Annotated in this window: 8 protein-coding genes and 1 pseudogene; 3 read left to right on the top strand and 6 right to left on the bottom strand. The window is 74.0% G+C overall.

The window, feature by feature from the left end:
* From ACLBXO_RS31145 to ACLBXO_RS31135, 3 genes are all read right to left on the bottom strand, one after another.
* The coding region (locus tag ACLBXO_RS31145) for a hypothetical protein (protein WP_447687838.1) at positions 1–659 on the bottom strand (659 nt) is incomplete at its 3' end.
* A 318-nt stretch (positions 660–977) separates the two neighbouring features.
* Positions 978–1,388, bottom strand: a complete 411-nt coding sequence (gene msrB / locus ACLBXO_RS31140; RefSeq protein ID WP_331318714.1) for a peptide-methionine (R)-S-oxide reductase MsrB — start codon at positions 1,386–1,388, stop codon at positions 978–980.
* 99 nt (positions 1,389–1,487) lie between these two features.
* A complete protein-coding gene (locus ACLBXO_RS31135; protein ID WP_447687837.1) occupies positions 1,488–2,678 on the bottom strand; it encodes a YihY/virulence factor BrkB family protein in 1,191 nt (396 codons plus the stop codon).
* A gap of 113 nt (positions 2,679–2,791) precedes the next feature.
* On the opposite strand from ACLBXO_RS31135, the gene ACLBXO_RS31130 reads away from it, so the two are divergent.
* The 3 genes from ACLBXO_RS31130 to ACLBXO_RS31120 all read left to right on the top strand — a co-directional run bounded on the left by ACLBXO_RS31130 (position 2,792) and on the right by ACLBXO_RS31120 (position 4,845).
* Positions 2,792–3,865, top strand: a complete 1,074-nt coding sequence (locus tag ACLBXO_RS31130; RefSeq protein WP_447687836.1) for a UV damage endonuclease UvsE — start codon at positions 2,792–2,794, stop codon at positions 3,863–3,865.
* 46 nt (positions 3,866–3,911) lie between these two features.
* Entirely contained in the window at positions 3,912–4,463 is a 552-nt protein-coding gene (locus ACLBXO_RS31125) for an RBBP9/YdeN family alpha/beta hydrolase (RefSeq protein WP_331318710.1), read from the top strand.
* Between the two features lie 154 nt (positions 4,464–4,617).
* Complete coding sequence (locus ACLBXO_RS31120) at positions 4,618–4,845, top strand: hypothetical protein (protein WP_012319110.1); 228 nt, start codon at positions 4,618–4,620, stop codon at positions 4,843–4,845.
* A gap of 7 nt (positions 4,846–4,852) precedes the next feature.
* On the opposite strand, the gene ACLBXO_RS31115 is transcribed toward ACLBXO_RS31120, so the two are convergent.
* From ACLBXO_RS31115 to ACLBXO_RS31105, 3 genes and pseudogenes are all read right to left on the bottom strand, one after another.
* Positions 4,853–5,881, bottom strand: coding sequence for a YcjF family protein (locus ACLBXO_RS31115; protein ID WP_447687835.1), 1,029 nt, complete (start codon positions 5,879–5,881; stop codon positions 4,853–4,855).
* Between the two features lie 28 nt (positions 5,882–5,909).
* Positions 5,910–7,355: a YcjX family protein gene (locus ACLBXO_RS31110; RefSeq protein WP_447687834.1), complete on the bottom strand. Its 1,446-nt coding sequence runs from the start codon at positions 7,353–7,355 to the stop codon at positions 5,910–5,912.
* Positions 7,356–7,442: 87 nt separating this feature from the next.
* Positions 7,443–8,036: pseudogene (locus ACLBXO_RS31105) on the bottom strand (hypothetical protein); the annotation flags it as partial.

Genomic DNA, 8,036 nt, shown 5'->3' with positions numbered 1-8,036 from the left:
GCGGCGGGCTCCGGAGCCGGCGGCGGGGCCGCGACGGTCGGGGCGGCGGCCGCGGCGGCCGGGGCCGCGGTCCGGCGCATGGCGCCCTCGTCGGACTCGGTGGTCCGGCTGCTGCTGCCGTAGCGGCCGAAGCCGAACCGGGGCTCGATCAGGTCCAGCACCGCGTCCAGCGCGGCGTTGCTCAGCGCCACCTCCTCGGCGGCCGGCACGCCCTGGATGGCCAGGGCCGCCCGCTCGTAGGCCGGCTCGTTGCTGACCTCGCGGCCGAACCAGCCCGGGGCGTGGAAGCCGGCGGCCTCGCCGTCGCTGTCGAAGGCGACGCTGATCAAGTCCAGGCTGCCGGGTGTGACGTAGCGGTCGATCGCGATCTCGCGGCCGCCGGCATTGACGGTGGTGCGGTCGTAGGCGGCCTTGCCGGGGCAGACGTCCAGCAGAGCGTCGCCGTGGGCGCGCGGGACGTCGGTGCGCTCCTCGACCGGGACGCCGTCCGGCCCCTTGTTGACCAGGACCAGCTGACAGACCTGGCCGTCGACGCGCACGTAGGAGGCGCGGCCGCCCTGGGGCGCGAAGTGACCCTCGGTGATCCGGGCGCCGCCCCGCTCCTTGCGGATCAGGCGGACCAGGGATGGTGCGACCAGAAATCGGCGAACGGTGCTCATGAACTCAAAACCCCTCCCGCTTGGTCGGCGGCGCGCCGATCCGGCGGACAGCCCTCAGCGCCGCCGGGCCGAACGGAAGGGGACAAATCGAGCCGACCCGCACGGCGTATAAGCTGGATGCCACGCCGTATTCGCCAGAGCCTGACCGCTTCCGTCGCCAATCACCGGACAGCGACATTCTGAGACTATAGAGCGCTAAGCAAAAACGCGACGAAATCAAGACCGGATCGGGTCGAGGAACCGGCCGCGGCGCCCCCTGTCCCCGATATCCCGGTTTTCGCGCCGGGTTTCCGAACCCAGGTTAGCGGACCCCGCGACTCATTCAGCCGGCTCGAAATTCATCGCCGCGCCGTTCATGCAGTAGCGCAGGCCGGTCGGCGCCGGGCCGTCGTCGAAGACGTGGCCGAGATGGCCCTGGCAGCGGGCGCAGTGCACCTCGGTGCGGACCATCCAGTGGCTGCGGTCCACGGTGGTCCCGACGGCGCCCTCGATCGGCTCGAAGAAGCTCGGCCAGCCGGTTCCGGACTCGAACTTGGTGCCCTGCTCGAACAGCGGCTGCCCGCAGCCGGCGCAGGTGAAGGTCCCGGCCCGCTTCTCGGCGAGCAGGCAGCTCGTGCCGGCCCGCTCGGTGCCGTGCTCGCGCAGGACCCGGTACTGCTCCGGCGTCAGCGCCGAGCGCCACTCGGCGTCGCTGCGGGTCTCCGGGCTGGTGGTCGGCGTGTCGGCCATGGCGATCTCCCTATTCGCCTCGCTATATAGGGATCGCGCGCGGTCTCCGGCAGTCCCGGAAGATGCCGCGCGTGGTCTCCGGGATCGGAGACGTCGCGCTCAGGCGGCGGCGCCGACGGTGTCGGCCATCCGCGCCCGGCGCGCACCCATCGGCAGCGGCGCGCCCGTGGTGGTGTCGCGGGCGGTCTGGTGCTCCAGCTCGGCGTTGATCTCGCCCCCGAGCAGCACGATCGTCGAGGAGATCCAGATCCACGTCATGAAGCCGATCACGGCCCCCAGCGAGCCGTAGGTCTCGTTGTAGGTGCCGAAATTGGCGACGTACCAGGAGAACAGGAGCGAGGCGGCGAGCCAGAGCAGGCCCGCGATCACGCTGCCGACCCCGACCCAGCGCCAGCGGGCGTGCTCCCGGCTGGGTCCGAACCGGTAGAGCACCGACAGGCCGCCGAGGAGGACGATCAGGATCGCCGGCCAGCGCAGGGCCGCGAGCAGCCACGCCGTCGAGCCCAGCCCCAGGAAGTTCAGCGCCACCGGCACGACCACGATCACGTTGAGCGCGACGATGATGAACAGCAGGGCGCCGATCGTGAAGGTGAGCGACCGGAGGTTGAGCCAGAAGAAGTTCCGCTTCTCCTCCTCCTCGTAGACGACGTTCAGCGCGTCGAACATCGCCTTCATGGCGGCGTTGGCGCTCCAGATCGACAGGAGCAGGCTGGAGAAGAACGTGATGCTGAGGGAGCCGCTGCCTTTGGCGGCGATGCGCTTGACCTGGTCGCCGATGAGCTCGACCGCGCCGGACGGCAGGACCGCGTGCAGCTGGGCGAGGTGGTCGTTGATCACGGTCACGTCGGCGAAGAGGCCGTAGCACGAGACCAGCGCGGCGATGGCGGGGAACAGCGAGAGGAGCGTGTAGAAGGTCACGCCGGCGGCGACCGCCAGGACCCGGTCCTTGTTGAACTCCAGGTAGACCCGGACGGCGATGTCCTTCCAACCGGATCGCGTCATCTCGGCGGGGCTGTCGGCGGCGCGGCCGCGCTCCGGCTGGGTCGCGGCAGTGAGCTGCGCGGCGCGCCCGGAGATGGAGCGCGCGCCCGCGGCCACGCCCGCCCGCAGGCCCGGCTCGTCGCAGGGCGGATCGCGCTCGGCCGGCGGCGCGTCGGCGGGCGGGGCCGCCGGCACGCCGCGCCGCGCCGGCGCCGCCGCGAGGGCGACCAGCGCCGAGCCGAGCATCAGGATCCAGAGGATCGAGCCGCCCTCGGAGGGGCCGGTCGAGCGCGACGGTGACGGGGGCATGGATCGGGGCCAGTGCGCGGAACTGCCGCGCTCGGGACTCCCAACGTCGTCGTGCCGCGGCCGTTCCGCACGGGGGGCGGGGACGCCGCGGCCCTCCGCGCGTTGTGATGGTTATGCGCGATCAGCCCCGTCTCGGTTTCTGCTGCAAGTTCGTCCTGGACGAGCCTCCCGGCACCCACGCCACCCTCAAGGCGGAGCGGGAGGCCACGCTGCACATGAACCTGACCAGCGTGACCATGGCTCACCTCACCAAGCTGAAGCCCGCCGCCCGGCGGGCGAAGCTCGCCGGCCTCGTCGCCCACAACCTCGACGCCCTCGCCCGCCAGATCGCCTGGGTCGGGGCCCGGCCGCCGCTGGAGCGCCTCCTGCGCATGGCGAGCAACGTCCTGCCGGGCTACACCCACCCGATCGCGCAGGCGCTCTACGCCGAGCCCGAGATGGCGGCGCTGGTCGAGCGCGGCCTCGCCGAGGCCGGCGCGCTGGCCCGCCGGCTAGGGGTGCGCCTGAGCTTCCACCCGGGGCCGTTCTGCCTGCTGGCGAGCCGCAACCCGGCGGCGATCGCCAACGGCCTGTCCGAGCTCGACTACCACGCCGAGATCTTCGACCGGATGGGCTACGGCGGCGGCTGGCACCCGCACGGCGCCCACATCAACATTCATGTCGGCGCGGGCGACCCGGGGGTCGAGGGCTTCCGCGAGACCCTGCCCCGGGCGAGCCAAGTGGCGCGCGACCTCGTGACGGTGGAGAACGACGAGAACGTCTTCGGCCTCGACGCGGTGCTGCGGCTCGCCGACCTCGTGCCGGTGGTGCTCGACCTGCACCACCACTGGGTCGAGAGCGGCGGCGAGTACCTCGAGCCGGACGACCCCCGGATCGCCCGGGTGCAGGAATCCTGGCGCGGCGTCCGGCCCGTGGCCCACATCAGCGTGTCGCGCGAGGCGGTCTCCGCCGCCTGCGATCCGGACGCCCTGCCCGACTTCCCGGCCCTGCGCGCAGCCGGCCACGCGGTCCGGGATCTCGCGGCCCATTCCGACATGATGTGGAACCGGGCGGTGAACGACCTCGTCGCCCGACACCTCGCCTGGGCGGATTTCGAGATCGAGGCCAAGGCGAAGAACCGCGCCTCCGTGCAGATCGCCCGTCACATCCTGGCGCTCGAGGCGGCGGCGCCGATCGCGGCAGAGTGACGGGACGGTCTCGACGCGTCCGCCGGTCCGCACTAGGCATCCCGATATGAAGACCGCCGACTGCGACATCCTCATCGTCCCGGGGCTCGGGGGCTCCGAGGAGGACCATTGGCAGGCCCGCTGGGCGGGCCGCCTCGCCACCGCGCGCGTGGTCGAGCAGGACCAGTGGCACGCGCCGACCCCGGAGGCGTGGTGCGGCCGCATCGCCGAGGCGGTCGCGGCGGCGACGCGTCCGGTCATCCTGATCGCCCACAGCCTCGGCGTGGTGGCCAGCGTCGAGGCGGTGCCGCGCTTCCCCGCGGGGGCGGTGCGCGGCGCCCTCCTGGTGGCGTTCCCGGACGTCGAGGAGGCGCCGGACCTGCCCGACGCGGTCCGGGCCTTCGCGCCGGTGCCGCGCGATCCCCTGCCCTTCCCGTCCCTGCTGGTCGCCAGCCGCACCGATCCGTACTGCCGCTACGAGCGGGCGGACGACTTCGGCCACGCCTGGGGCGCGCTCACGGTCGACGCGGGCGAATCCGGCCACCTCAACGTGGCGAGCGGGCACGGTCCCTGGCCCGAGGGGCTGATGCGGCTCGCCGGGTTCCTGAAGGGGCTCTGAGCCTGCGCGCGTTGCTGCGCGCGAGGACGATCGGCGTCCTCGCGCCTCGGCCGGAGGGCGGTGGTGCGGGTCGCATTAACGCGCTGTTTACCACCGCCCTCTTCAGTGGCGGCACGGGCGGTCCTTCGTCCCGAAGCCGCCCCTGGAGAGCACCGTGACGCGCAAAGAGCTTCTGGAACGACTCGAAGCGGTGCAGACCGCCCTCGGCCCCCGGGCCCAGAGCAACTTCAACAGCTCGCTGTTCAACGACGTGACGCTGCTCAAGCGGATCGAGGCCTTCGAGGCCAAGCTCGGCGAGCCCGAGAAGCCGAAGACCGCCGACTACACCGGCAACATGTTCTCGCGCATCGCCAACCGCCGCGCCGCCGCGGGCGCCAAGTAGGCCGACCCTATTTCGGCTCGGCCTCCGCCGAGCGCAGCAGCTCGCCGGCGACGTCGGCGAGCCGCGGCGGGGCCTCCCGCACGAACGGCAGCGGCCGGCAGACGTTGAGCGCCGCGAGCCCGAACCGGGCTGTCATCAGCCCGTTGAGCACGCCCTCCCCCAGCTTGGCGGAGACCCGGGCGGCGATCCCGAGACCCAGCACCTGCTGCATCACGCTCTCGCCCACCGCCATCCCGCCGGTGACGGTGAGATGCGCGAGCGCCGCGCGCCCCAGCCGCAGGAATCCCAGGAAGCCCGGCCGGCCGCCGTAGATGGCGGCGATCCGGCGCAGCAGCCGCACCGCCGCGAACACCACGAAGGCCACGTCGACGATCGCCCGCGGGCTGAGCGCCGTCACGGCCGAGACCTGCTTGGCCGTCGTCGCGATGGCGTTGCGCGCCTGCCGGTCGAGCCCGGCCAGCAGCTCGTGCTCGGCCAGGCCGATCCGGTCGTCGACGTCGAGGATCGCGTCGGCGGCCGCGTCGATGCGGGCGCGGCCCGCCGACAGGGCGTCGCGGTCCGCGTAGAAGGTCGAGAGCGCCTGCACCACCGCCTGCGCGCCGGTGTGGTCGCGGGTGGCGAGGGCGTCCAGCGCCGACTGGCGCAGCCGCTCGATCTTGCGCTCGCGCCGCAGGCCGGCGAGTTCCCGCACCACGATCGCCAGCAGCGCGAGCGCCGCGAGGCCCAGCAGCGCGAGGGCCACCCAGCCGAGCCAGGGCGCGGCCTGGAACAGGTCGCTGATCATCCGCTCGACCGACAGGCCGACGCCCAGGGACACGAGGCCGCCCACCGCCGAGAGGAACAGGGCGCCCCAGGGCGAGCGCTCCCGCGGCGCCACCGGTACGGCGACGCCGTCGGCGGCGTCGACGATCTCGAAGGGTTCCTCGACGATCCGGGCCTGCGGCGGCCGGGGGCCGAGCGGCGTCGTGGTCACGCTCGGCTCGGCGGCCGGCTCGGGACTGATCCGGAAGGCGCGGGGTTTCTGGCCGGAGGTCATGGTCGCGGGCTCCGCATCGCACACATCGTCACGCCAGCCGGTCGCCGATCAGGAACTGCATCGCCCGGTCGAGCCGGATCTGCGGCAGGTGCCCGGCGCGGCCCAGGCCGTCGGGCCGCACCAGCGGCGGCCGGAAGCGCGGGAAGCGCAGCGAGCCCGGCTCGACCGCGCCCTCCAGCACCGCCTCAGCGCGGGCCGGCAGCTCCCCCGGGAAGATCGCGGCCTCGCTGTTGCCGTCGAAGACCTCGTCGCCCACCACCTCGCCGGCCTCCGGGGTGCCGGCCACCGCCCGCAGCGTCTCCGACCCGTCGTGGACGGTGGTCTCGCGGGTGGCGCGCACGGAGGCCAGCGCCACGGTGCCCACCCGGGCGCCCGCGGCTTCCGTCCGCCGCATGGCCCGCGACACGAGCAGCCGCAGCAGCGCGTCGAGCCGGTCGTGGCTCGTCTGGTGGAGGTGGTCGGCCTTGGTGGCGGCGAACAGCACCCGGTCGGCCCGGGGCGCGAACAGCCGCGACAGCACCGTGTTGCGGCCGATGTTGAGGCTGAGCAGCACCGCGTCCAGCGCCTCCTCCAGCTCCGCCAGGGCGGTCGGCCCGGCATCGACCGCCGACAGGACGTCCACCAGCACGATCTGCCGGTCGACCCGCTGGAAGTGGTCGCGGAAGAACGGCGTCACGACCTTGGCCTTGTAGGCCTCGAAGCGCCGCTCCATCAGCCCGGCGAGGCTGTCGGGGGCGATCGTCTCGGTGAGCCGGTCGAGGGGCGCGAAGGTCAGCGCCGGCGAGCCCGCGAGGTCGCCCGGCATCAGGAACCGGCCCGGTGGCGTCGTCGCCACGGCTTCGGGGCCGGCGCGCAGGCCCGCGAGGTAGGCCTTGAAGGCGTCGCTCGCCCGCTCGGCCGCGACCTCGTCGAGGGGGCCGTTCGGGTCGAAGCCCTTCAGCGCCTCCAGCCAGGGCGCCGCCACGGCGGCGCGGCCGGGCCGGCGGGTGCCGCCGATCGTGGCCCGGGACCACGCCGTGTAGCTGGTCTCGATCAGCGCGAGGTCGAGGAGCCACTCGCCGGGGTAATCGACCACGTCGAGCATCAGGGTCGCGGGGCCGGAGCGCCAGCCGGCGGCGCGCTCGTAGGCGATCTCCAGGCGGAACTGGCTGATCCGGTCGGTGGAGCGCGGCCAGCGCCGCGCCTCGGTCAGCGTCGCGAAATGCTCCTCGAAGGGGAAGCGCGGCACGTCGTCGTCGGGCTGGGGCACCAGCTTGGCGCGGCGCAGGCGCCCCTCCTGCGCGGGCGCGAAGGCCGGCAGCGCGTGCGTCTCCACGAGGTGGTGGATCAGCGCCGTGGTGAACACGGTCTTGCCCGAGCGCGCGAGCCCGGTCACGCCCAGCCGCAGGGTCGGCTGGACCAGCAGGTCGTGCGAGGCTTCGGCGAAGGCTTTGACGGCCGAGCCGGCGCGCGCGGCAAGGTCGATCAGGTGCACGGGCGGGCTCGGGGTGAGGGGAACGGGCCGGGCAGAGGTGGCGCGGCCGGCGCCGAACCGCAAGGCTTGCCGCCCGGGAAGCCTCCCCTAGGGTGGCGCTGTGTCGGCGGCCGGGGTGAGCGGCCTCAGCCGGGCGATCGCGCCGGCGACGAGGTCCGGGCCGGCGCGCAGCGTGCCGAGCTCCACCGCCGACATCGCCAGCATGACCGCGGCCAGGTTGGCGCGGGGCGCGCCGTCCGGCCCGAACAGGTCGAGGTCGTCGCCGGGCTTCAGGCCGACGCTGCCGCTGATCCGGTTGGCGTAGGCCTGGATCCGGACCTCGTCGCCGGTGCAGAGCGGGGCCGGCAGGCGCAGGTCGAGGACCGGCAGACCGGCCGCGATCGCCGGCAGCAGCGCGGATTCGGCGACCATCCGGTCGGCGCTCGGGACGCGGCCCGCCTTCCGGTCGAGGAGCGCCGACGGGTCGGCGACGCCCCCGGCCGGGCGGCCGGTGGAGGCGGAGATGCCCGCGGCGATGTCGGGAACCGGCTGGAGCATCGCCACCCGCGGGATGGCGGCCGGGCGCCGGCTCGGACGGCCGGCCATCCGGGCGAGCGGCGACCAGGGCTGCACCCGCAGCGCCGCCCGGCCCCGCGGCGCGCCGCCGGGGCGGTGCGTGGCGAGGTAGCGGGCCCGCAGGGT

Source organism: Methylobacterium sp. C33D, assembly GCF_053345825.1.
Note: the sequence above shows the minus strand (reverse complement) of the source record. Positions and strands in the feature narration are given on the sequence as shown.